1 protein-coding gene is annotated in these 910 nt (G+C 66.8%); it reads left to right on the forward strand.

Annotated features, from left to right (window positions below; genetic code table 11):
- Window positions 1–136: 136 nt before the first annotated feature.
- A partial coding sequence (locus Amac_RS53435; protein WP_218041823.1) for a hypothetical protein occupies window positions 137–910 on the forward strand: 774 nt, incomplete at its 3' end.

Genomic DNA, 910 nt, shown 5'->3' on the forward strand with positions numbered 1-910 from the left:
TCTGACCTCCAGACGGCCCTGACCACGGGCGGAATTCCACGGCCCTATCAGCGGGCGTGCCCAGGCACGCGCGCCCGCTGATGGCCGGATCTCCGACCACGTACCCCCAGAGCGACCGATCCCCCAGGAGAAGAACATGAACACGGACTCTTCCCACGCCCGTCGTCGTAAGACCCCCCGCACGACTGCTTCCCGCCTTCTCGTCGTCCTGGCCGCTCTGCTCGGCGGCTTCCTCTCCACTGGTATCGGCAGCGCGTCGGCGCAGGTGCCTGATCCGACACCCACGGCCGGCATCCCCGGTGCGGCGGGCCCGCCGGTGCCGGCCGCGATCGCGGCGTCGATCCCCTATGCCGCATGCGCACCGGATGGGGAGACCGGGACCGACACCGCCATCGCCGACCAGGTGCGACCGCAGATGAACGGCGCGCGCCTGGGCACGAGCGTGAATGCGTACAACGTCTCATGCGCCCGGATCATCACCACCACGACCAAGAACCGGAACCTGGACAAGCGAGCAGCTGTGATCGCCGTGACCACCGCCATCACGGAGAGCACCCTGCACAACTACACCGTCGCCGTCGATCACGACAGCCTGGGGCTGTTCCAGCAGCGTCCGTCGCAGGGCTGGGGCACTTCCGACCAGTTGACCGATCCGGTGTACGCCACCAACGCGTTCCTCAACGCCATGCTGCGCAAGTTCCCCAACAACAGCTGGATGAGCGGGGACATCGGGAGCATCTGTCAGACCGTACAGGTATCAGCGGTCCCGGACGCCTACGCAAAAGAGGTTCACGACGCCCAGCTACTCGTCGACGCCTTGTGGACCATGGAGCCGCCCTCCACACCTCCTACGGGTGCTTCAGGAATGCGGGCCGATTTCAACGGCGATGGTCTCGGTGACGTGGCGGCG

The sequence above is a fragment of the Acrocarpospora macrocephala genome, from assembly GCF_009687865.1.
Lineage (GTDB): Bacteria > Actinomycetota > Actinomycetes > Streptosporangiales > Streptosporangiaceae > Acrocarpospora > Acrocarpospora macrocephala.